Source organism: Nocardia sp. NPDC004415 (assembly GCF_053602435.1).
The window spans coordinates 1-21,129 of record NZ_JBSGDP010000029.1 but is presented as its reverse complement, the minus strand read 5'-3'; the positions used below and the strand labels follow the sequence as shown (position 1 = coordinate 21,129).

Sequence of the window (21,129 nt, the reverse complement as noted above, 5' to 3'; positions counted from 1 at the left end):
TGGACCGGTTAGGGGAGTGATATTCGTCACCAACAGGTTTCGAGACGCTGATTCCGGCGGCGGACGAGACCTCGGCCGCAGCCGGAATCCGTTGCTAGCTACCGTTCTTCAGGCGCAGCAAGGCGGGCAGATCGATGCGGCGCAGGCCGCGCGCACCCGCCGCGCGCATCGCGCCGAGCGAGAAGATGATCTTGTTCAGGTCGTACGGGAACCACAGCGGCTCCTTGGTCATCGTCGGCAGCTTCGGCTTGGTGATCGCCTGGGCGCGGCAGTATTTGCGCACACCGTTGGCACCACCCCAGCGGGCGCCCACACCGGACTGGCCCCAGCCACCCATCGGCATGGCGAAGTTGAACAGGTTGGCGAACACGTCGTTGATGTTCACCGCGCCCGCGTTCAGCTGCCGCGCCACCCGCTCGCCCCGGTGCTTGTCGCCGGTCCACACCGACGCGGACAGGCCGTAGATCGAGTCGTTGGCCAGCCGGATCGCCTCGGCCTCGTCGGCCACCTTCATCACCGGCAGGGTCGGGCCGAAGGTCTCCTCGGCCACGCACGACATCGAATGGTCCACGTCCACCAGCACGGTCGGCTCGAAGAACGTGCCGACGCCGGTGCGCTTGCCGCCGGTGGTCACCCGCGCGCCCGCGGCCACCGCCTCCTCGACGTGACGCTGCACGATGCGCACCTGGTTCTCGTTGGCCAGCGCGCCCACATCGTTGTTCGACTCGCGTCCGTCGGCGCCCTGGCGCAGGGCCGCCACCGCCGCGGTCAGCTTCTCGACGAACTCGTCGTAGACCGGCGCCTCCACGTACACCCGCTCCACCGAGATGCACACCTGCCCGGCGTTGAACATGCCGCCGAAGGCGATGCCGTGCGCGGCCCGGTCGATATCGGCGTCGGCCAGCACGATCGCCGGGTCCTTGCCGCCCAGCTCCAGGCTGTAGGGGACCATCCGCTCGGCGCAGGTGGCCGCGATCTTGCGGCCGGTCGCGGTGGAACCGGTGAACTGGATGTAGTCGGCGTTGGCGACCACGGCGCCACCGGTGGCGCCGGCGCCGGTGACCACCTTGAACACCGGCGGCGCGCCGATCTCGGCCCAGCCGCGCGCCAGCTCCACCGCCGAGAGCGGGGTCACCTCGGATGGCTTGAGGATCACCGCGGCGCCGGCGGCCAGCGCGGGGAACACGTCGATCGCGGGCATGGCCAGCGGGAAGTTCCACGGCGTGATCACGCCGACCACCTGGTACGGCCGGTAGGCCACGGTCAGGCTCTTCACCCGGGCCAGCGGGCTGTGCGGGGAGGGGTGGTCGTCGGACAGGAACTTCGCGGCGCGCCGGGCGTAGTAGCCGAGCAGGTCGACGGCGAAGGCCGGGTCGATGAGCGCGTCCACGCGCGGTTTGGCCGTCTCCGACTGCAGGACCGCGGCCAGGTCCTCGGTGTTGTCGATGAGCCAGTCCTGCAGCTTCAGCAGCCACTGCTTGCGGCCCTCGGGGCCGATGGCCTCCCATTCGGGCTGGTAGAGGCGCAGTTCCCGGACCGCGGCGGCCACGTCGTCGGGCGAGGTATCCGGCACGGTGCCGCTGAGGGCCCCGGTCGCGGGATTGCGGACCTCGATCACCGAGGCGGTCTGCGAAATATCGGTCACCGTCGTGCTCCCCACTTCATTGTGTGAATCAGTTCACCTTCACCCAGCGTCGCACAGTTGACGCGACGACAACAGAGCTATCCGCCCCGGTGCCGGAGCACCGAGGTCCGGGGAGCCCGCGGCGGCTATCGAGCGGCCGTACCCTCGCCCGCTTCGGCTTCCCTGGCGGCGATCCGGCGCAGGGGTGGCTCGGTGGGCGGGGGGACACGCCGGTCGGGGAGTTCGGCGAGCAGGGTCGTGGTGGCCGCGGCGATGGCGGCGACGGCTTTGTCGACAGCGGGCTTGGTGGTGCTGCTCAGCCCGGAGATGCCGCCGACTTTGCGCACGTACTGCAAGGCGGCAGCGTAGATCTCCTGCTCGGTGGCGGCAGGCTCCAGACCACGCAAGACGGTGATGTTTCTACACATGTCAGAACCATAGACCTGTGGGGCATCTCACGTCAGGGCAAGAAAGCCGGGATCTGAAAATCTCGTGACGCACGGGCCTTCGCTGTCCGCCCGCGACGGCGGATACCGCACTAGACTCGGCCGCATGCCTGCTCGGGGAGTACCAGCGCTGACCACTTTTCCCTACCCGGAACTGGACGAACGCGAGGAAGACCACTGGTCCGGCGCCGGTGTCAGCGACGACGAACTGCGCGCCCTGTCGCTGGGCGCCTTCTACTCCACCCGCTGGGACGCCTTCCACGACGCGATGCTGCTGGGCCCCGAACGCGAGCATCCCCTCGGTGACCGCCGCGAACTGGCCATCGACACCCTCACCGGCGCCTGGGGCATCACCGACGGCACCGAGGCCCGCGCCTCGATGGAACAGCTGCTCGAGGGCATGCACGCCCCGCTCTACGCGCTGGTGCACCCCCTGGTGACGGCCTCGATCAACGCCAGCGAACGCGACCGCTTCGGCGAGCGCGCCGACCGTCACCGCGCCTTCCTGCGCCAGGTCGGCTCCTTCCGCGGCATGGACAACCCCGAAGCCCTGGTGCGCGACTACGACATCTGGGCCCAGGCCATCAAGATCGGTTTCACCGACCACCTCGCCCGGCCACTGCCCAACGACATCCACGCCTGGGACCTGGCCCGCGTGGTCGCGGTGGCCCGGATGGCGTTCACCGCCGGGTACATCGACGCCGACGTGGCCTGGGAGTACGCCATGCGCGCCCTGGCCCCGGCGCAGCGCCGCTACCGCAACTGGCGCCAGTTCGGCGACGCCTACCTCACCGGCTGGACCTACTGGCAGGCCACCGAGGACCTCGCCGAACTCAAGAACGGCGGCGTCGACCGGCGCATGGAGCTGCTGCGGCTGTGGACCCGCCCGACCAGCCCGTGGCGCCGGATCGAACTCAACGAGCCCGAACAGAAGGCCGAAGCCGAAGCGCCCGAACCGAACTGAGCCCTACAGGCTGCGCAGGATGCCGCGGCCGTAGCGCTGGAACTGGGTGTCGTCGACCATGCCGAGCGAGTGCCGTTCCACCAGCAGTTCCCACTCGGCGTAGAGCTGCGACACGCCCGGATCGGCGGGCCCCGCGGCACCGTCGGCGGCCTGCCTGCGCACGGCGAAGTTCACCGCGCAGGTGACGCGCTCGGTGTCGGCCCGGTCGACTCCGGCGAAGTGCAGCGTGCGGTTGCCGTCGTTGACATCCATGCCCGACCCGCCGTGCCTGGTGTCGATCTCACCGGGCGCGGTGCGCGCGCCCTCGACCGTGCGGGCACCGAGGATCGCGGGCACCGGCAGTTCGTTGGCATAGCGCTCGCCGCCGCCCACCGAGATGAACAACAGCCGGGTGGTGGTCGCCGCGAGCAGACCGGTGCCCGAACCCGCGGGCGGGGCCGCCGCCGCGATGGCCGTCTCCAGCACGTATTCGTCCGGGGTGACGTACCGGTTGAGCGCGGTGACCGCCGAACGGGCCTCCTTGCGCGGGGCCATCCGGCGCACCGCCCGCTCCACATCGGCGCGGGTCGGGCCGGACTTGCCCCACTCGGGCGCGGGCGGGGTGAGGTCGGGGGCGGCCACGTCGATGCGCTGGGTGGCCATGATCTGGTCGTTGATCCGGTCGACGATGCCCAGCGCGGCGGGCACGTCGTGCTCGGCGATCAGGACCGGCAGCGGGGTGCGGTCGGCGGGCACGCCGGTGAGGACCGGGGTGGGATAACGCAGGTAGATCTCGATGACCACCGCGTCGTCGGCACGGCGGTTGAGCCGCACTTTGAGCAGGTCGGCGATGGGAACGTCGAGAACCCGTTCGCCGTCGGTACCCGGTCGCAGGACGGTGAGCCGCCCTCGGCCGTGGCGCAGAATCGCTGTGGGTGTTCGTAGCTCGACGATGTCCGTACCCCCTGCGCTGTAGTTGTGTCGTCGCCCACGATAGGACGGGCATGACATGATTGTGGCCACTTGCCACAACCAGCCCCGGAGCGTTCGGGAACCTCTGGCGTTCTCCGGGCGTTGACCAGTGCAACTGCACCAGCAGCCGAACTGCGCGATGTATCGAACTAGACCGTACGCGGTAACGTGGCATGTCCGCATCCGAAACCCGCCGATCTCGACGCTTCGCTAGGCACACCCGGAGAAATAACCGGAAAGGACTGGGCCGTCCGGCCGACGCTCTATGAACCGCAAGACAGTGTTTCGCACTTTGGCGATCATCTCGGGCATCCTGCTCATGATCTGGCTGTTCAGCTTTCTCAGCGATGACACGCGCGGCTGGGAGAGTGTCGACACTTCCGTGGCGCTCAGCCAGCTGAACGACAAAGCCAACGTCAAGAACGTCCAGATCGATGACAAGGAGCAGCAGCTCCGCATCGAGCTGAACAACGGCAACGAGGCGACGAACAACAACACCAAGATCGTCGCCAAGTACCCGGGCGGCGGGGAGACCTCCGCGCAGATCTTCGACGCGGTGAAGGCCTCCGGCGCCGAGTACGACACGGTCGTCAAGCAGGAGAGCTGGCTGTCGCAGCTGCTGCTGTTCATCGTCCCGATGGTGCTGCTGGTCGGCCTGTTCCTGTTCGTGATGTCGCGCATGCAGGGCGGCGGTCGCGGCGGGATGATGGGCTTCGGCAAGTCCAAGGCCAAGATGCTGTCCAAGGACATGCCCAAGACCACCTTCGCCGATGTGGCCGGTGCCGACGAGGCGGTCGAGGAGCTCTACGAGATCAAGGACTTCCTCCAGAACCCCTCGCGCTACCAGGCCCTCGGCGCCAAGATCCCCAAGGGCGTGCTGCTCTACGGCCCGCCCGGCACCGGTAAGACGCTGCTGGCCCGCGCGGTCGCCGGTGAGGCCGGGGTGCCGTTCTTCACCATCTCCGGTTCGGACTTCGTCGAGATGTTCGTCGGTGTCGGCGCCTCGCGCGTGCGCGACCTGTTCGAGCAGGCCAAGCAGAACAGTCCCTGCATCATCTTCGTCGACGAGATCGACGCCGTCGGCCGCCAGCGTGGCGCCGGTCTCGGCGGCGGTCACGACGAGCGCGAGCAGACGCTCAACCAGCTGCTCGTCGAGATGGACGGCTTCGGCGACCGCACCAACATCATCCTGATCGCGGCCACCAACCGGCCCGACATCCTGGACCCGGCGCTGCTGCGGCCCGGCCGGTTCGACCGGCAGATCCCGGTCGGCAACCCCGACCTGGCCGGTCGCCGCGCCATCCTGCGGGTGCACTCGCAGGGCAAGCCGATCTCGCCCGACGCCGATCTCGAGGGTCTGGCCAAGCGGACCGTCGGCATGTCCGGCGCCGATCTGGCCAATGTGATCAACGAGGCCGCGCTGCTCACCGCGCGCGAGAACGGTCAGCTGATCACCGGCGAATCGCTGGAGGAGTCGGTCGACCGCGTCATCGGCGGCCCGCGCCGCAAGAGCCGCATCATCAGCGAGCACGAGAAGAAGATCACCGCCTACCACGAGGGCGGCCACACCCTGGCGGCCTGGGCGATGCCCGATATCGAGCCCGTCTACAAGGTCACCATCCTGGCCCGCGGCCGCACCGGCGGTCACGCCATGACCGTGCCCGAGGACGACAAGGGCCTGATGACCCGCTCGGAGATGATCTCCCGGCTGGTGTTCGCCATGGGTGGCCGCGCGGCCGAGGAACTGGTGTTCCACGAGCCGACCACCGGCGCGTCCTCCGATATCGACCAGGCCACCAAGATCGCCCGCGGCATGGTCACCGAGTACGGCATGAGCGCGCGTCTTGGCGCGGTGCGCTACGGCCAGGAGCAGGGCGACCCGTTCCTCGGCCGCTCGATGGGCACCCAGGCCGACTACTCGCACGAGGTGGCCCGCGAGATCGACGAGGAGGTGCGCAACCTCATCGAGGCCGCGCACACCGAGGCCTGGTCGATCCTGAGCGAGTACCGCGAGCAGCTCGACGCCCTGGCCACGGCCCTGCTCGAGCGCGAGACCCTGCACCGCAAGGACCTGGAGACCATCCTGGCCGGTGTCGTGAAGCGGCCGCGGATCACCGCGTTCAACGACTTCGGTGACCGGCTGCCCTCGGACAAGCCGCCGGTGAAGACCCCGGGCGAGCTGGCCGCCGAGCGCGGCGAGCCGTGGCCGCCGGTGCAGCCCGCGCCGGTGCCCGCCGGTGCGCCGCTCGAACCGGCCAACGGTCATCCGGCGCCGCCGCAGTACCAGCCCGCACCGCCCGCGTCGGGCTACCCGCTGCCCAGCGCGCCGACCCAGGCGTTCCCGCGCCAGTCCGGCACGCACGGTTCGCGACCCGACTACGGCGCCCCGGCCGGTTGGTCGGCGCCGGGCTGGCCGCCGCGTGAGGAGCCCCAGCAGCAGCAACCCCCGCAGCCGCAGGCCCCGCCGCAGAACCAGGGCAGTGCCTGGGCCCCGCCCGAGCAGCCCCGCCACCAGGCCGGCTGGGGCGAGCAGCCCGCGCCCGGTACCGAGCCGGAGAACAACGACTGGGAAGGGCCGAACGGCCGCCGCTGACCGGTGGCCAACTACGCTCGATCGTCGGATGCCGGACGAAGTGGCGGCGTCGACATGTGGAGGTGCGGAGAAGTTGTCTAGTAACGGGTCGAGCGCCGATTCCGCTGGCGAGCTCGGCGCGACGAGCCCGTCGCAGCTGACGGCACTGGCGACCGGCCGTGCGTTCGACCAGGAACGAGCCGAGGCGGCGGTGCGGGAACTGCTGTTCGCCGTCGGCGAGAACCCCGACCGTCCCGGCCTGCTCGACACCCCGGCGCGGGTGGCCCGCGCCTACCGGGAGATGTTCGCCGGGCTCTACACCGAGCCCGACGAGGTGCTCTCCACCACCTTCGACGAAGGTCACCAGGAACTGGTGCTGGTGCGTGACATCCCGATGTACTCGACCTGTGAGCACCACCTGGTGTCCTTCCACGGTGTCGCGCACGTGGGGTACATCCCAGGCACGCACGGCCGGGTCACCGGCCTGTCCAAGCTGGCCCGCGTCGTCGACCTCTACGCCAAGCGCCCGCAGGTGCAGGAGCGCCTGACCAGCCAGATCGCCGACGCGGTGATGCGCAAGCTGGAGCCGCGCGGGGCGATCGTGGTGGTCGAGGCCGAGCATCTGTGCATGGCGATGCGCGGTATCCGCAAGCCCGGCGCGAGCACCACCACCTCGGCGGTGCGCGGCCTGTTGCAGACCAATGCCGCCTCGCGTGCCGAGGCGCTGGACCTGATCCTGCGCAAATGAGCGATTCCGGCGTGCTCGCGCGCGGTGGCCGCTCCTGTGTGGTCATGGGCGTGGTCAACGTGACCGGGGATTCCTTCTCCGACGGCGGCCGGTATCTGGACCCGGACCTGGCGATCGCGCACGGTATCGAGCTGTACGAGGCGGGCGCCGACATCGTCGATGTGGGTGGTGAGTCCACCCGGCCCGGCGCCGATCGGGTAGATCCGGCCACCGAGGCGGCCCGGGTCGCGCCGGTGATCAGCGGGCTGGTCGCCGCCGGCGTGCCGACCAGCGTCGACACCATGCGCGCCGAGGTCGCCGAGGCCGCCCTGGAGGCGGGCGTGGCGGTGATCAACGACGTCTCCGGCGGGCGGGCCGACCCGGACATGGTGAAGGTCGTCGCCACCGCCGGGGTGCCGTGGATCCTCATGCACTGGCGCGCGGGCGCCGACTACCGGCACACCGGCCCCGCCGACCACTACGACGACGTGGTCGCCGAGGTGCGCGCCGAACTGGCCGCCCAGGTCGAGCTGGCCGTGGCCGCGGGCGTGGCCGCCGACAAGCTGATCCTCGATCCCGGCCTCGGCTTCGCCAAGAACGCCGAGCACAACTGGGAACTGCTGGCCGCGCTGCCGGAATTCGTCGCCGACGGCCTGCCGATCCTGATCGGCGCCTCCCGCAAACGCTTCCTCGGCGCCCTGCTGGCCGACGCGTCCGGGCCGCGCCCGCCCGCGGGCCGCGAGACCGCCACCGCCGCGGTCTCGGCCATCGCCGCCACCCAGGGCGCGTGGGGCGTGCGCGTGCACGACGTGCGCGCCTCACTGGACGCCATCGCCGTCGTCGACACGTGGCGTCGCGCCACCGCAGCCCGAGGAGCCACCCGATGAACTCACCGCTGCTGCCCCCGCCCGCCGGTCGCGCCGCGACCTCGCGCATCGAACTGCGCGGACTGCGGGTGTTCGGCAGGCACGGCGTGTTCGATTTCGAGCGCCGCGACGGGCAGGAGTTCGTCGTCGACCTGACCGTGTGGGTCGATTTCGCCTCCGCCGCCGCCTCCGACGACCTGGCCGACACCGTCGACTACGGCGCCCTGGCCGAACGCGCGGTCCGCATCGTCGCCGGGGAACCGCGCGATCTGATCGAGACGGTGGTCTCCGAGATCGCCGACGACGTGATGACCGACCCGCGCATCGAGGCCGTGGAGGCCGTCGTGCACAAGCCCTCCGCGCCCATCCCGCACACCTTCGCCGATGTCCGCGTGGTCGCCACCCGCTACCGCACCCACGCCCCGGACCAGCGCCGATGACTCGCGCGGTGCTGTCGATCGGCGCGAATCTGGGCGATCGCCTCGCGCGTCTGCGCAGCGTGACCGACGCGCTGGGGGAGCGGCTCGTCGCGGTCTCGCCGGTGTACCGCACCGCGCCGTGGGGCGGGGTCGACCAGGACGACTACCTCAACGCGGTACTCGTGGCCGAGGACCCGGCCTTCGACGACTACGCCTGGCTGCGCTTCGGCCAGGACCTCGAACAGGCCGCGGGCCGCGTACGCGAGGTGCGCTGGGGCGCGCGCACGCTCGATGTCGACGTGATCACCTGCGCCGATGCCACCGGCGCCCCGATCGTGCGCGACACCGATCCCGCGCTGATCCTGCCGCACCCGCAGGCGCGGCACCGCGCCTTCGTGCTCGTCCCGTGGCTGGCCGCGCAGCCCGGCGCCACGCTGCCGGTGGCGGGCACCGAGACACCGATCGCCGAGCTGCTCGCCGCGCTCGATCCGGCCGAGCGGGCCGGGGTGCATCGCACCGAGCTCACGCTGACCGACGAGAGCATCCACCCGTGCTGAAACCCACCCGGCTGCTCGACCTCGCGCTGAACGTGGTGCTGGCCGCCGCGGTGGCCTGGATCGGCACCAGGGTCGCCTACTCGGCCTTCCCGCCGATCTCGGTGGCGGCGGGCGCCTCGCTGCTGCCGGTCGCCGCGATCGAGGCCGCGCTGGGGTTCGTCATCAAGGGCAAGATCGCCGAGGAGAAGGTGGGCGACGGCCCCGGCGAACTGCACCCGATCAATGTGGCGCGCCTGGCCGCGCTGGCGAAGGCATCGCTGCAGGTGGGTTCGCTGGCGGCGGGTGTGTGGCTCGGTTTCCTGCTGTGGGTATTCCCACAGCGCGACACGGTGACCGCCGCCGCGGCCGACATCCCCGGTGCCTTCGTCGGCCTGGTGGCCGGTTCTGCCCTGGTTGCTGCGGCATTCTGGCTGGAGTACTGCTGCCGCGCACCGGAGGATCCACCGGACGAACCGGCTACCACCTAGCAATTTCCGAACGGAACCACCGGCCACAACGGTGCGCCGACCAGCGATTCCCGGCTACCCTGGCCACCATGGTTTCACCCTCCCGTAGCACCACGCCCCGTCGACGGCGGGACGACGCGGGAAAGCTCTTCATCGGCGCCCTCATCCTGCTCGGCCTGACCGCCAGCGTTTTCCTGATCTTCAGCGAGAACGTGCAATACATCCGGATCGGCCTGGTAGCGGCCCTGTGGGCGGCGGTGATCGGCGCGCTCGCGGCCACCCGCTACCGCAAGGACGCGGCCGTCGACAAGGCCAAGGCGCGTGATCTGCAGACCGTCTACGAGTTGCAGCTCGAACGCGAGATCAACGCGCGCCGCGAGTACGAGATGGGGGTCGAGCAGCGGGTGCGCGCCGAGGTGGGCGCCGACGCCACCGAGATCGCCGCGCTGCGCGCCGAGCTCACGCTGCTGCGCCAGAACCTGCAGGTTCTCTTCGACGGCGCCCTGCCCGCCGAGCAGGTCGCCCTGCAAGCCGACGCCGTGCGCATCGATGCCCTGCCCGCGGGCAGTTTCGACGCCTTCGACGACATCGAGCCGGATTTCGAGGATAGCCCGGTGGATGCCAACGCCGCCTGGTTCGGCCCGTGGCAGCAACCGCCCAGCGCACTGAAGCCGGTCTTCATGCAGCCTGTGGCGGCCAATTTCGCCGACCCGTACGACGATCCGGTCACCGCCGAGACCTCGGCCGTCTCGCTGGAGGACTACGCCGAGGCCCAGCAGTCCGCCGCCACCGAATCGCCCTTCGTCGCGCCCGCCCCCGCGACCGATTCGGCGTTCGTCGCGCCAGAGTCGGCTCCGGGCAAGACACCCCCGCCGCGCCTGTCGGCCCCGCACACCCGGCAGATCAACACCGACGGCCTCGACGACACCCCGGCGCCGACCGCATCGGACTCCGAGCCCGAACCCCCGGCATCCCAGGCCGAGCAGCCCATCGGCGCCCAGCCCGCCTCCCCGACCGTCGGTACCAGCTCCCGTCGTCGCCGCCGCGCCGAATCCGAGGGCTCCACGCGCCTGTCGGTCGCCGACATCATGGCCAACCTCGAATCCGAGTCCTCCCGCTCCTGAACCCCGAGAGATAGATCACGGGGACGGCCCGTGGCGGTAGAGACCGGCCGCCCTCTATTCTCGATGCGTAACGTCCGGTACCCGCCCCGCGGGACTGGAACGCGATCGAGAGGACAATGTTGACCTCGAGAAGTGTCAATTCCGATGGCGCGAACGTGGGTCTCGACCCTGCGCCCGCACGGCTGACGGTGGGAATCGTCTCGGCGGGACGCGTGGGTTCGGCCCTGGGTGTCGCGCTCGAGCGAGCCGGCCATGTGGTCTTCGGTGTCGCCGCGATCTCCGATGCCTCCGTGCACCGGGCGCGCACGCGGCTGCCCGAATCACCCGTGCTGCCGGTGGAGGAGATCGCCCGCCGCAGCGAGTTGCTGCTGCTCGCGGTCCCCGACGCCGAACTGGCCGGGCTGGTCCGCGGCCTGGCGGGTGCCGGTGTGGTACGGCCGGGCACCATCGTGGCGCACACCTCCGGCGCCAACGGCATCGCCGTGCTGCAGCCGCTCACCGACCAGGGCGCCCTCGGCCTGGCCATCCATCCCGCGATGACCTTCACCGGCCACGACGAGGACATCGACCGCCTGGCCAACGCCTGCTTCGGTGTCACCGCCGCCGACGAGATCGGCTACGCCATCGCCCAGGCGCTGGTGATCGAGATGGGAGGCGAGCCGGTGCGCGTCGCCGAGGAGCAGCGCACGCTGTATCACGCGGCCCTCGCGCACGGCGCCAATCACCTGGTGACGGTCATCGTCGACGCCGTCGCCGCGCTGCGCGAGGCGCTGGCGGGCCCGGGACTGCTGGGTCAGCCGGTGGTCGACGATCAGCCCGGCGGCCTGTCCGAACGGCTGCTCGCCCCGCTCGTCTCGGCCGCGCTGGACAACGCGCTGCGCCGGGGCCCCGCCGCGCTGACCGGTCCGGTCGCGCGCGGCGATGTCGACGCGGTGGCCGCGCATCTGCGTGCCTTCGAGTCGGTGGACCCGCGCCTGGCGGAGGCCTACCGGGCCCTGTCACTGCGCACCGCCGAGCTCGCCGAGACCAATCCTGCCCTGCTGGACCTGCTTGCCGAGAAAGGCCACTGATGGAACCCCGAGAAGTGCATCACCACCAGGGCGGGGCCCGGGCCACCGGCGCGTACAAGCCCGGCGCGCTGACCGTGCACCACAGCCCCGAGGTCGTCGCCACCGTGACCAAGGCGCTGCGTGGGGCGGGCCGCACCATCGGTTTCGTGCCGACCATGGGCGCCCTGCACGAGGGTCACCTGCAGCTGGTGCGCCAGGCCAGGCTGGCCAACCAGGTGGTGATCGTGTCGATCTTCGTCAACCCGCTGCAGTTCGGCGCGGGCGAGGACCTCGACGCCTACCCCCGCACGCTGGACTCCGATCTGGAGCTGCTGCGCAACGAGGGCGTCGACCTGGTGTTCGCCCCCTCGGCCCATGACATGTACCCCGACGGTCCCCGCACCACCGTGCAGCCGGGCCCGCTGGGCGCCGAGCTCGAGGGCGGCAGCAGGCCGACGCACTTCGCGGGCATGCTCACCGTGGTCGCCAAGCTGCTCAACATCGCCCACGCCTCGGAGGCGTACTTCGGCGAGAAGGACTACCAGCAGCTCACGCTCATCCGCCAGATGGTGCGCGACCTGAACCTCGAGGCCAAGATCGTCGCCTACCCGACGGTCCGCGAGGCCGACGGCCTGGCGCTGTCCTCACGCAACCGCTACCTCAGCGCCGAACAGCGCGACACCGCGCTGGCTCTGTCGGCCGCCCTGGCCGCGGGCAGGCACGCCGCGGGTCTGGGTGGCGAGGCCGTGCTGGCCGCCGCGCGCGGCGTGCTCGACGCGGTCGACGGCCTCGACCTGGACTACCTCGAACTGCGCGACGCCAATCTCGGCCCAGCGCCCACCGCGGGCAATGCCCGCCTCCTCGTCGCGGCCAAGGTCGGCGACACCCGTCTGATCGACAACGCCCCGATCGTCCTCGGCGCCCAGATCGACGGACACCCCGACGCGAACTCCCTGCCTGCCGCGCAGGCGCTCTGAGAAAGGCGACGACGATGTTGCGCACCATGATGAAGTCCAAGATCCACCGCGCCACGGTGACCCACGCCGACCTGCACTACGTCGGCTCGGTGACCGTCGACCAGGACCTGCTCGACGCCGCCGACCTGCTCGAGGGCGAACAGGTCTGCATCGTCGACATCGACAACGGCGCCCGCCTGGAGACCTATGTGATCGCCGGTGAGCGCGGTTCGGGCGTGATCGGCATCAACGGCGCCGCCGCCCATCTCGTGCACCCCGGCGACCTGGTCATCCTCATCGCCTACGGCCAGATGGACGAGGCCGAGCTGCGCGCCTACGACCCCAAGGTGGTCTTCGTCGACGAGCGCAACCGCCCGGTCGAACTCGGTTCCGACCCGGCCCACGCCCCCGAGGGCTCCGGGCTCACCTCTCCGCGCTCGCTCTCGTTCGCCTGAGCGCGGACGGGGGTCGCGAGATGCTGCTGACGATCGACGTCCGCAACACCGGGATCGAACTGGGCCTGATCTCCGGCTCCGGGGACCACGCGAAGCTGGTGCGGCACTGGCGCATCCACACCAACCCGCTGCTCACCGCCGACGAGTTCGCCATGCAGGTGCGCGGCCTGGTCGGGGACGAGCTGGACCAGGTCATCGGCGTCTCGGCGCTGTCGACCGTGCCGCCGGTGCTGCGCGAGCTGCGCACCATGCTCGCCCGCTACTGGGCGCACGTGCCACACGTGCTGGTGGAACCCGGTGTGCGCACCGGCATCCCGCTGCTGGTGGACAACCCCAAGGAGGTCGGCGCCGACCGCATCGTCAACTGCCTGGCCGCCTACCGCCGGTTCGGTGGTCCGGCGATCGTGGTCGATTTCGGCACCGCCATCTGCGTGGACCTGGTCTCGGCCAAGGGCGAGTTCCTCGGCGGGGTGATCGCGCCGGGCGTGGAGATCGCCACCGAGGCCCTGGTCGAGCGCAGCGCGCTGCGCCGGGTGGAACTCACCCGCCCCCGCTCGGTGCTGGGCAAGAACAGCATGGAGTGCATGCAGTCGGGCGCGGTGTTCGGTTTCGCGGGCCTGGTCGACGGCCTGATCGACCGCATCCGCGACGAATTCGACGCCTTCGCGGGCAGCGATGTCACCGTCGTCGGCACCGGCGCGGGCGCCCCGCTCATCATCCCGGAATCCGAGACGATCGACGCCCACGAGCCGCACCTGACGCTGACCGGCCTGCGGCACGTCTACGAACGCAACAAGAAGTGAGACGCAGGTCATGATCGACTCCGCTGATCATGACCTGCTAAACTCACGCTTGTGTATTTCCGTGTGAGCACCCAGGAGTGTTGTCGAGGCTGACCTGCCTCGACCGTTCGAGGCTGACGTTTTCCCCTCGACCGATCCACACCTTCTGGAGATGCGCTCATGCGTTCCTCTGTTCTTTCCCTTTCCTCTGCGCGCGACAGCTACTCCGCGACGCCCCCGCTGGACCGCGCGATCGCTTCGGCCCTGCCGACCCGCCTGCGCCCCGCGGACCTGCTGCGCCTGACCGACGAGGGCGCCGAAGACGTCCTGGCGGGCCGCTACGACCACCTGTTACCCGCCGACGGCATCTGGCCCACCGAGCAGCGCTGGGCCACCCGCCTGCTGCACGACGACGAGGTCGACGTCTGGCTGATCAGCTGGACCCCTGGTAAGTCCACCGACCTGCACGATCACGCCGGTTCGCTCGGCGCGCTCACCGTCCTCAGCGGCGCGCTCTCGGAATTCCGCTGGAACGGTTCGGAACTGCGCAGGCGCACCCTCGCCGCCGGCGATCAGGCTTCTTTCCCGATCGGCTGGGTGCACGACGTGGTGCGCGCCCCCGCCGCGGCCGAATCCGTCGGCCCGCTCGACCCCACGCTCAGCGTGCACGCCTATTCCCCGCCCCTGTCGGCGATGTCGTATTACGAGGTGACCGGGCACGGCACCCTGCGGCGCACCAAAACCGTCCTCACCGACCAGCCCGAAGGTGACCTGTGATGAGTCGTTTGACGATTGATCAGATGCTCGAGAACGCCCGCGCGGATCTACAACGGCTCTATGTCTACGACGTGCCCGCCGCATTGGCCAGGGGCGCGATTCTGGTCGACATCCGCCCCGCCGCCCAGCGGGTCCGCGAAGGCGCGCTGCCGGGCGCGCTGGTGATCGAACGCAATGTCCTGGAATGGCGCCTGGACCCCACCTCCTCGGCCCGCTTGTCGCTGGCGGTGGATCACGACGTGGAATGGATCATCTTCTGCTCGGAGGGCTACACCTCGAGTTTGGCCGCGTCCTCGCTGCAGCAGTTGGGTCTGCACCGCGCCACCGATCTCATCGGCGGCTACCAGGCATTGAAGTCGGCCGGAATGTTGACCGTCGGCATCGGCGTCCCGCACTTCGCCCGCGAACTGGACGCACTGGCCTCGCTGTAGTCCTCTCGTTCGATCACCCCGCTCTCCGCGCACCGTCGTGGACGGCGGGGTGAGTTGTGTTGTCCGCGTGCTGTTTCAGGCCCCGTCCGCGCGGTGTTGTGTTTCGGTTGTGTGACGTGGGTTGCATCCGGCCGGGGAATGGGCGGGCCGATGCGTGGTGACCGGGGAGTTTGTGCGGGGAGCGCGCAAATCCATTTTCGGCGCAGGCTACTGTTATCGGATGTGAGTACCCCTAACCCCGCCGAGACCGGCCGCGCCGTCAGTTCCGCCGTGGACAGTGATGTCCCCGAGCAGATGCGGATTCGCCGGGAGAAGCGGGAACGGCTGCTAGCCGAGGGGGGTGAGGCCTATCCGGTGGTGGTGCCGCGCACGCACACCCTGGCCGAAATTCGGGCCGCCTACCCCGATCTCGAGCCCGACACCCAGACCGGTCTGCAGGTCGGTGTCGCGGGCCGGGTCATTTTCGTGCGCAATACCGGCAAGCTGTGCTTCGCCACGCTGCAGGAGGGCGACGGCACCAAGCTGCAGGCGATGATCAGCCTCAACGGTGTGGGGGCCGAGTCGCTGGCTGCCTGGAAGTCCGATGTGGATCTCGGCGACTTCGTCTTCGTGCAGGGTGAGGTCATCTCCTCGCGCACCGGGGAATTGAGCGTGATGGCGCAGTCCTGGTCGATGGCGGCCAAGTCGCTGCGCCCGCTGCCGGTGGCTCACAAGGAGATGAACGAGGAGTCGCGGGTCCGGCAGCGCTATGTCGACCTGATCGTGCGCCCGGAGGCCAGGGAGATGGCCCGCACCCGCGTGAACGTGGTCCGCGCGTTGCGCGCCGCGCTCGAGCGCCGCGGTTTCCTCGAGGTCGAGACCCCGATGCTGCAGACCATCCACGGTGGCGCCGCCGCGCGCCCGTTCGTCACCCACTCCAATGCCCTGGACATGGACCTTTTCCTGCGTATCGCGCCGGAACTGTTCCTCAAGCGCTGCGTGGTCGGCGGCCTGGAGAAGGTCTTCGAGATCAACCGGAACTTCCGCAACGAAGGCGCCGACTCGACGCATTCGCCCGAGTTCGCGATGCTGGAAACCTACGAGGCGTACGGCACCTACGACACCTCCGCGACGATGATCCGGGAATTGATCCAGGAAGTCGCGCAGGAGGCTTTCGGGACCCTGCTGGTGACCCTCGCGGACGGTACGGAATACGATCTCGGTGGCGAGTGGACGACGGTCGAGATGTATCCCTCGCTGTCGGAGTCGATCGGTGTGGAGGTCACTCCGGAAACCACTGTCGAAGAATTGCTCGCGCTCGCCGATCGGGTAGGTCTGGAAATTCCGACGGGCAAGGGCTACGGTCACGGCAAACTGGTCGAAGAACTGTGGGAACATGCCTATGGTGACAAGCTCTACGCGCCGACTTTCGTCCGTGACTTCCCGGTCGAGACATCACCGCTGACGCGTCAGCATCGCACCGAGTCCGGTGTTACGGAGAAGTGGGATCTGTATGTCCGCGGCTTCGAGTTGGCCACCGGCTATTCGGAGTTGGTCGACCCCGTGATCCAGCGGGAACGCTTCGTCGACCAGGCGAGGCTCGCCGCGGCTGGCGACGACGAGGCGATGGTGCTCGACGAAGACTTCCTCGCCGCGATGGAACACGGCATGCCGCCGACCACCGGAACCGGTATGGGAATCGATCGCTTGTTGATGGCACTCACCGGTTTGGGAATCCGGGAAACGATCCTGTTCCCGATTGTGCGTCCGACTAGTCGCTGACCAGTCAATTTGCGGGGCGAAGGTCTCGTGTTGGAAATTTCGCATTTCGGGGTATTCTTGCCTCGGGTATTCGGCCTGGAGGCAGGCTTGACGATTTCGAGAGGACGTTCATCTCATGGCAAAGAAGGTCACCGTTAGCCTGATCGACGATGTCGACGGTGAGTCCATCGCGGACGAGACCATCGAGTTCGCTATCGATGGGGTGTCGTACGAGATCGATCTGTCGGAGGCAAATGCGGCGCGTCTGCGTGAGGGCCTGGACGAGTGGGTCGCCAACGCCCGCCGCGTGAGTGGCCGTCGCCGGGTGAAGGCCGCCGGTGCGCCCGCGCCGCAGGGCAAGAGCCGCGTTTCCATGGACCGCGAGCAGAGCGCCGCCATTCGCGAATGGGCCCGCCGCAAGGGCCACAAGGTCTCGGCCCGCGGCCGCATCTCCGCCGACATCACCGAGGCCTACAACAAAGAGGTCGGCAAGAACTAGCAGGCCGGCGCTCGTCGCGCCACCCGTCTCCGCGCCCGAGGGGCCGATTCCACCGCAGGTCGACTGCCCGGAATCGGCCCCTCAGGCGTATCGGAAGACCCTGGTGGACAGCGTGATCCGGTGCGGGGGACCCGGGAGATAGAATGGGTGGGCTGAAGGGGGACTCCGAGGTAGGTAAGGTATCGAGACACAGTGACCGAAGCAGCCAGTTCGTTCCTGCGGTATACCGACAATACGGGTCGGCAGCACGAACTGCCGCTCGTCCCGGCCCAGCAGCGCTTCACCATCGGTCGCAATGTCCAGGCCGATCTCGTGCTCGGCTGGGATGCCGAGGTCTCACGCCTGCACGCCGCCATCGAGCACCTGGGCACCCACTGGACCATCATCGACGACGGCCTCTCGCGCAACGGCACCTTCGTCAACGGTGAACGGCTGATCGGCCGGCGCCGCCTGAGCCCCGGCGACCGCATCCGCGTCGGCACCACCCTGGTGCATTTCTTCGATTTCGGCGGCGTGGTCGACGACGCCACCCATGCCGCCGCCGCGGCCATTCCCACGATGCGCTCGCTCACCGATACCCAGCGCGCGGTCCTGGTCGCCCTGTGCCGCCCGTACAAGCACGGCACCGGTTTCGCCACCCCGGCCTCCAACCAGCAGATCGCCGAGGAATTGTTCCTCTCGATCGACGCGATCAAGACCCACCTGCGCGCTCTTTTCGCGAAGTTCGGGGTGGAGAATCTGCCGCAGAACCAGAAACGCACCCGCCTGGCCGCCCTGGCCATGCAGAGCGGAATGATCTCCGATCACGATCTGTGAGCCCGCGACGCTCGCGTAGGTGGGTGAGCGCCTGAACGATGTCGGCCACGGCCGATCCACGGTTGACTGATACCAACGCCGGAGCCGGGAACCACCGCTCCGTGATCGGTAGTCAGGAGCCCACCATGTACGCAATCCGGTTGTCCGCCATCGTTTTCGCACTGCTCAGCACCGGGCTGATCGCGGGGGTCTTCTACGCCTACGCCATCTCGGTGATGCCCGCGCTGGCCCGCACCGACGCCCGGACGCTGATCGATGTCATGCAGAAGATCAATGTGGTGATCATCAACCCCTGGTTCATGTTCGGGTTCCTCGGCACGGTCGGCTTCACCGCGCTGGCCGCCGCGCTGAGCCTCGGCCGCGAGCATCGCACCACCCTGATCTGGATCGGGATCGCCCTGGCGCTCAACGTGATCGCCTTCGCCGTCACCGCCGGGCTGAACGTCCCGCTCAACGACGCGCTGGCCGCGGCGGGCGACCCGGCGTCCATCGGTGACCTCGCCGCGGTGCGCGCGGACTTCGAGGCGAGCTGGGTGCGCTGGAACATCGTGCGCGCGGTGCTGCACACGGCGGCCTTCCTGGTGCTGTGTGGCGCGCTGTTCGCGGCGGGTGTGCAGCAGGGCCGGTCCGAGGCGGCCCCGGTGGTGTCCCAGACACAAGCGCTGGTTACCGGCCGGTAGCGCCACGAGATTACTGGAACGTGTTCCATGATGATGCAACACGTTCTAGTGATGGGGGTCGCCGATGCGACGCAGGACACGATCGTTGCTGGTCATCGCCGCTGCCGCGGTGCTGGGCTGGGTGGGTGGCGCCGGCCAGGCCGCCGCCGACTACCCGGTGGACTACAACTTCTTCGGCGGCATCGTCCCGGAGCTGACCAACCCGGGCGGCTCCCTGCCCGGCTCCAACGACTTCGGTTGCGTGCCCTCGGCCGAGCATCCGAACCCGGTGGTCCTGCTGCACGGCACCGGCGGCGCCGCCCAGACCAACTGGGGCGTCTACGCGCCGCTGCTGGCCAACGAGGGCTACTGCGTCTTCTCGCTCACCTACGGCGCCTACCCGCTGCCTTGGCCGATCTCGGCGATCGGCGGGATGCGCCCGATCGAGCAGAGCGCGGCCGAGGTCGCCGCCTTCGTCGCCAGGGTGCTCGCGAGCACGGGCGCCGAGCAGGTCGACTTCGTGGCCCATTCCCAGGGCAACATCGTGGGCAACTACTACATCAAGCGCCTCGGCGGCGGCGCGCACGTCGACAAGTTCGCCGCCATCGCCCCGCCCTGGCTGGGCACCAACGCGGCGGGCGCGGGCGACATCGCCGCCTTCAGCCGCGCGCTGGGCGCCGGTCCGGCCTTCGACGCCGTGGCCGGTTCGCTGTGCCAGGCGTGCGGGCAGATGCTCACCGGTTCGCCGTTCATGACCGCCCTCAACGCCGACGGTGTCTACGATCCGCGGGTCACCTACACCAATGTGGTCACCGTGCTCGACGAACTGGTCGTCCCGCACACCTCCGGCCTGGTTCCCGGCCCGAACGCCACCTCGCACGTGGTCCAGGACGGCTGCGCCCAGGACTGGTCGGAGCACATGGCCATCGCGGGCAGCCCCCGAGCGGCGGGTTTCGTCCTCAACGCCCTCGACCCGGCCCGGCAGGCGCCGGTCCCGTGCGAGTTCGTGCCGCCGTTCACCGGCTGAGCCCGACACCGCGCCGTCATATTTCGCTGTAGGCAAAACTCCACGGGAAACGAATGCCGCGACGTGCGCGTTATGAGTGAATGACCATGTTGCCGCCGGTCATCAATAGGATGGACCGGCGGCGGCGGAATGCCCTGCCAACTAGAGTGGATGGCGGGGGCCGCAACCCCCGGGCTTCATGGCAGGCTGACGGCGACAGTTGTCGGTCGGCGTCAGTTGCCAGAATGTCGGAGCAGGAGAGTGAGGGAGCGATGTTCGAGAGGTTCACCGACCGCGCGAGGCGTGTCGTTGTCCTGGCCCAAGAAGAGGCCCGGATGCTCAACCACAACTACATCGGCACCGAGCACATCCTGCTTGGGTTGATCCACGAGGGCGAGGGCGTGGCGGCGAAGTCGCTGGAGTCCCTTGGCATTTCGCTGGAGGGTGTGCGCAGCCAGGTCGAGGAGATCATCGGGCAGGGCCAGCAGGCTCCCTCCGGTCACATCCCCTTCACCCCGCGTGCGAAGAAGGTGCTGGAGCTGAGCCTGCGCGAGGCGCTGCAGCTCGGCCACAACTACATCGGTACCGAGCACATCCTGCTCGGTCTCATCCGCGAGGGTGAGGGCGTCGCGGCCCAGGTGCTGGTCAAGCTCGGCGCCGACCTGAACCGGGTCCGTCAGCAGGTCATCCAGCTGCTGTCCGGGTACCAGGGCAAGGAGCCCGTCGAGGGTTCCGGCTCGCGCGGTGAGGCGGGCACTCCGTCCACTTCGCTGGTGCTCGACCAGTTCGGCCGCAACCTCACCCAGGCCGCCCTCGAGGGCAAGCTCGACCCGGTCATCGGCCGCTCGAAGGAAATCGAGCGCGTCATGCAGGTGCTGAGCCGCCGCACCAAGAACAACCCGGTGCTGATCGGTGAGCCCGGTGTCGGTAAGACCGCGGTCGTCGAGGGCCTGGCGCAGGCCATCGTCAACGGCGAGGTCCCCGAGACCCTCAAGGACAAGCAGCTCTACACCCTCGACCTGGGTTCCCTGGTCGCGGGCAGCCGCTACCGCGGTGACTTCGAAGAGCGCCTGAAGAAGGTGCTCAAGGAGATCAACACCCGCGGCGACATCATCCTGTTCATCGACGAGCTGCACACGCTCGTCGGCGCGGGTGCCGCCGAGGGTGCCATCGACGCGGCCTCGATCCTGAAGCCGAAGCTGGCCCGTGGCGAGCTGCAGACCATCGGCGCGACCACCCTCGACGAGTACCGCAAGTACATCG

Annotated in this window: 23 protein-coding genes; 20 read left to right on the top strand and 3 right to left on the bottom strand. The window is 69.3% G+C overall.

The annotated features are described in order from the left end of the window. Positions 1 to 94: 94 nt before the first annotated feature. Positions 95 to 1,645 (bottom strand): aldehyde dehydrogenase family protein, encoded by a 1,551-nt coding sequence (locus ACWEMY_RS15845; RefSeq protein WP_452390593.1) that lies wholly within the window; start codon positions 1,643 to 1,645, stop codon positions 95 to 97. Positions 1,646 to 1,770: 125 nt separating this feature from the next. Continuing rightward, positions 1,771 to 2,052 (bottom strand): DUF2277 domain-containing protein, encoded by a 282-nt coding sequence (locus ACWEMY_RS15840; protein WP_375933022.1) that lies wholly within the window; start codon positions 2,050 to 2,052, stop codon positions 1,771 to 1,773. 124 nt (positions 2,053 to 2,176) lie between these two features. Here ACWEMY_RS15840 and ACWEMY_RS15835 point away from each other — a divergent pair, with 124 nt between their 5' ends. Beyond that, a complete protein-coding gene (locus tag ACWEMY_RS15835; RefSeq protein ID WP_278260563.1) occupies positions 2,177 to 3,034 on the top strand; it encodes a DUF1266 domain-containing protein in 858 nt (285 codons plus the stop codon). A gap of 3 nt (positions 3,035 to 3,037) precedes the next feature. Here the strand turns inward: ACWEMY_RS15835 and ACWEMY_RS15830 are convergent, their stop codons facing one another. Further along, the gene (locus ACWEMY_RS15830; RefSeq protein WP_452390592.1) at positions 3,038 to 4,036 is read right to left on the bottom strand and encodes a hypothetical protein; all 999 of its coding nucleotides are present in this window, start codon (positions 4,034 to 4,036) and stop codon (positions 3,038 to 3,040) included. A gap of 214 nt (positions 4,037 to 4,250) precedes the next feature. On the opposite strand from ACWEMY_RS15830, the gene ftsH reads away from it, so the two are divergent. The 19 genes from ftsH to ACWEMY_RS15735 form a co-directional block, all read left to right on the top strand. Continuing rightward, positions 4,251 to 6,578, top strand: coding sequence for an ATP-dependent zinc metalloprotease FtsH (gene ftsH, locus ACWEMY_RS15825; protein ID WP_375933028.1), 2,328 nt, complete (start codon positions 4,251 to 4,253; stop codon positions 6,576 to 6,578). Positions 6,579 to 6,606: 28 nt separating this feature from the next. Then, positions 6,607 to 7,305, top strand: coding sequence for a GTP cyclohydrolase I FolE (gene folE / locus ACWEMY_RS15820; RefSeq protein ID WP_452390591.1), 699 nt, complete (start codon positions 6,607 to 6,609; stop codon positions 7,303 to 7,305). Further along, on the top strand, positions 7,302 to 8,171 hold the full coding sequence (gene folP / locus ACWEMY_RS15815; RefSeq protein ID WP_452390590.1) for a dihydropteroate synthase: 870 nt from the start codon (positions 7,302 to 7,304) through the stop codon (positions 8,169 to 8,171). Before folE ends, folP begins: the two co-directional genes overlap by 4 nt. After that, on the top strand, positions 8,168 to 8,590 hold the full coding sequence (gene folB, locus ACWEMY_RS15810) for a dihydroneopterin aldolase (protein ID WP_375933037.1): 423 nt from the start codon (positions 8,168 to 8,170) through the stop codon (positions 8,588 to 8,590). The genes folP and folB overlap by 4 nt, the downstream gene beginning before the upstream one ends. Further along, positions 8,587 to 9,126, top strand: a complete 540-nt coding sequence (gene folK / locus ACWEMY_RS15805; RefSeq protein ID WP_452390589.1) for a 2-amino-4-hydroxy-6-hydroxymethyldihydropteridine diphosphokinase — start codon at positions 8,587 to 8,589, stop codon at positions 9,124 to 9,126. The genes folB and folK overlap by 4 nt, the downstream gene beginning before the upstream one ends. Continuing rightward, entirely contained in the window at positions 9,120 to 9,593 is a 474-nt protein-coding gene (locus ACWEMY_RS15800; protein WP_375933042.1) for a DUF3180 domain-containing protein, read from the top strand. The genes folK and ACWEMY_RS15800 overlap by 7 nt, the downstream gene beginning before the upstream one ends. Positions 9,594 to 9,661: 68 nt before the next feature. Beyond that, positions 9,662 to 10,696, top strand: a complete 1,035-nt coding sequence (locus ACWEMY_RS15795; protein WP_452390588.1) for a DUF6779 domain-containing protein — start codon at positions 9,662 to 9,664, stop codon at positions 10,694 to 10,696. Positions 10,697 to 10,812: 116 nt separating this feature from the next. Further along, positions 10,813 to 11,766: a Rossmann-like and DUF2520 domain-containing protein gene (locus tag ACWEMY_RS15790; protein WP_452390587.1), complete on the top strand. Its 954-nt coding sequence runs from the start codon at positions 10,813 to 10,815 to the stop codon at positions 11,764 to 11,766. Further along, entirely contained in the window at positions 11,766 to 12,722 is a 957-nt protein-coding gene (panC, locus tag ACWEMY_RS15785) for a pantoate--beta-alanine ligase (protein WP_452390586.1), read from the top strand. The genes ACWEMY_RS15790 and panC overlap by 1 nt, the downstream gene beginning before the upstream one ends. 14 nt (positions 12,723 to 12,736) lie before the next feature. Beyond that, the gene (gene panD / locus ACWEMY_RS15780; protein ID WP_375933053.1) at positions 12,737 to 13,156 is read left to right on the top strand and encodes an aspartate 1-decarboxylase; all 420 of its coding nucleotides are present in this window, start codon (positions 12,737 to 12,739) and stop codon (positions 13,154 to 13,156) included. A gap of 20 nt (positions 13,157 to 13,176) precedes the next feature. Then, positions 13,177 to 13,959 carry a type III pantothenate kinase gene (locus tag ACWEMY_RS15775; RefSeq protein ID WP_452390585.1) on the top strand — a complete coding sequence of 261 codons (783 nt, stop codon included), beginning with the start codon at positions 13,177 to 13,179 and terminating at the stop codon, positions 13,957 to 13,959. A 159-nt stretch (positions 13,960 to 14,118) separates the two neighbouring features. After that, entirely contained in the window at positions 14,119 to 14,715 is a 597-nt protein-coding gene (locus ACWEMY_RS15770; RefSeq protein ID WP_375933059.1) for a cysteine dioxygenase, read from the top strand. Further along, positions 14,715 to 15,146, top strand: coding sequence for a rhodanese-like domain-containing protein (locus ACWEMY_RS15765; protein WP_375933062.1), 432 nt, complete (start codon positions 14,715 to 14,717; stop codon positions 15,144 to 15,146). Before ACWEMY_RS15770 ends, ACWEMY_RS15765 begins: the two co-directional genes overlap by 1 nt. Before the next feature lie 294 nt (positions 15,147 to 15,440). Then, positions 15,441 to 16,907, top strand: coding sequence for a lysine--tRNA ligase (gene lysS, locus ACWEMY_RS15760; protein WP_375935643.1), 1,467 nt, complete (start codon positions 15,441 to 15,443; stop codon positions 16,905 to 16,907). Between the two features lie 115 nt (positions 16,908 to 17,022). After that, on the top strand, positions 17,023 to 17,385 hold the full coding sequence (locus ACWEMY_RS15755; protein WP_375933065.1) for a histone-like nucleoid-structuring protein Lsr2: 363 nt from the start codon (positions 17,023 to 17,025) through the stop codon (positions 17,383 to 17,385). Between the two features lie 192 nt (positions 17,386 to 17,577). Next, on the top strand, positions 17,578 to 18,201 hold the full coding sequence (locus ACWEMY_RS15750) for an FHA domain-containing protein (RefSeq protein ID WP_375933068.1): 624 nt from the start codon (positions 17,578 to 17,580) through the stop codon (positions 18,199 to 18,201). A 125-nt stretch (positions 18,202 to 18,326) separates the two neighbouring features. After that, positions 18,327 to 18,881 carry an anthrone oxygenase family protein gene (locus ACWEMY_RS15745; protein ID WP_452390584.1) on the top strand — a complete coding sequence of 185 codons (555 nt, stop codon included), beginning with the start codon at positions 18,327 to 18,329 and terminating at the stop codon, positions 18,879 to 18,881. 64 nt (positions 18,882 to 18,945) lie between these two features. Further along, entirely contained in the window at positions 18,946 to 19,887 is a 942-nt protein-coding gene (locus ACWEMY_RS15740) for an esterase/lipase family protein (RefSeq protein WP_452390583.1), read from the top strand. 251 nt (positions 19,888 to 20,138) lie between these two features. Further along, a partial coding sequence (locus tag ACWEMY_RS15735; RefSeq protein WP_452390582.1) for a Clp protease N-terminal domain-containing protein occupies positions 20,139 to 21,129 on the top strand: 991 nt, incomplete at its 3' end.

Excerpts from the sequence above, each read along its gene's own strand:
- ACWEMY_RS15740 (WP_452390583.1), top strand. The coding sequence starts at position 18,946 with ATGCGACGCAGGACACGATCGTTGCTGGTCATCGCCGCTGCCGCGGTG.
- ACWEMY_RS15765 (WP_375933062.1), top strand. The coding sequence starts at position 14,715 with ATGAGTCGTTTGACGATTGATCAGATGCTCGAGAACGCCCGCGCGGAT.
- panC (WP_452390586.1), top strand. The coding sequence starts at position 11,766 with ATGGAACCCCGAGAAGTGCATCACCACCAGGGCGGGGCCCGGGCCACC.
- folK (WP_452390589.1), top strand. The coding sequence starts at position 8,587 with ATGACTCGCGCGGTGCTGTCGATCGGCGCGAATCTGGGCGATCGCCTC.
- folB (WP_375933037.1), top strand. The coding sequence starts at position 8,168 with ATGAACTCACCGCTGCTGCCCCCGCCCGCCGGTCGCGCCGCGACCTCG.
- ACWEMY_RS15745 (WP_452390584.1), top strand. The coding sequence starts at position 18,327 with ATGTACGCAATCCGGTTGTCCGCCATCGTTTTCGCACTGCTCAGCACC.
- ACWEMY_RS15835 (WP_278260563.1), top strand. The coding sequence starts at position 2,177 with ATGCCTGCTCGGGGAGTACCAGCGCTGACCACTTTTCCCTACCCGGAA.
- ACWEMY_RS15840 (WP_375933022.1), bottom strand. The coding sequence starts at position 2,052 with ATGTGTAGAAACATCACCGTCTTGCGTGGTCTGGAGCCTGCCGCCACC.
- ftsH (WP_375933028.1), top strand. The coding sequence starts at position 4,251 with ATGAACCGCAAGACAGTGTTTCGCACTTTGGCGATCATCTCGGGCATC.
- folP (WP_452390590.1), top strand. The coding sequence starts at position 7,302 with ATGAGCGATTCCGGCGTGCTCGCGCGCGGTGGCCGCTCCTGTGTGGTC.
- ACWEMY_RS15775 (WP_452390585.1), top strand. The coding sequence starts at position 13,177 with ATGCTGCTGACGATCGACGTCCGCAACACCGGGATCGAACTGGGCCTG.
- panD (WP_375933053.1), top strand. The coding sequence starts at position 12,737 with ATGTTGCGCACCATGATGAAGTCCAAGATCCACCGCGCCACGGTGACC.
- ACWEMY_RS15790 (WP_452390587.1), top strand. The coding sequence starts at position 10,813 with ATGTTGACCTCGAGAAGTGTCAATTCCGATGGCGCGAACGTGGGTCTC.
- ACWEMY_RS15755 (WP_375933065.1), top strand. The coding sequence starts at position 17,023 with ATGGCAAAGAAGGTCACCGTTAGCCTGATCGACGATGTCGACGGTGAG.
- ACWEMY_RS15770 (WP_375933059.1), top strand. The coding sequence starts at position 14,119 with ATGCGTTCCTCTGTTCTTTCCCTTTCCTCTGCGCGCGACAGCTACTCC.
- folE (WP_452390591.1), top strand. The coding sequence starts at position 6,607 with ATGCCGGACGAAGTGGCGGCGTCGACATGTGGAGGTGCGGAGAAGTTG.
- lysS (WP_375935643.1), top strand. The coding sequence starts at position 15,441 with ATGCGGATTCGCCGGGAGAAGCGGGAACGGCTGCTAGCCGAGGGGGGT.
- ACWEMY_RS15795 (WP_452390588.1), top strand. The coding sequence starts at position 9,662 with ATGGTTTCACCCTCCCGTAGCACCACGCCCCGTCGACGGCGGGACGAC.